Source organism: Streptomyces sp. SID11385 (assembly GCF_010548245.1).
Lineage (GTDB): Bacteria > Actinomycetota > Actinomycetes > Streptomycetales > Streptomycetaceae > Streptomyces.
Window position 1 is genome coordinate 1 of record NZ_JAAGLR010001082.1, and the last position, 204, is coordinate 204.

The 204-nt window shown below is 70.6% G+C and carries 1 protein-coding gene; it reads right to left on the bottom strand.

Going from position 1 to position 204, the window contains the following annotated elements:
* Window positions 1-204: phosphotransferase (locus G3I42_RS33035; protein ID WP_164291351.1), on the bottom strand; the 204-nt coding region annotated here is incomplete at both ends.

Here is a 204-nt window from a genome sequence, read left to right on the forward strand (position 1 = left end):
CGGGCACCAGCGCCGCCGAGCCGTTGACATGTTCGGGCGAGATGTAGCCGGGGCTGCCGACGACGACACCGGTGCGGGTCAGCTGGGTGGCGTCGAAGGCCTGGGCGATGCCGAAGTCGATCACCTTGGGACCGTCGGGGCCCAGGAGCACGTTGCCCGGCTTCAGGTCGCGGTGCAGCACCCGTACGGCGTGCATGTCCGCGA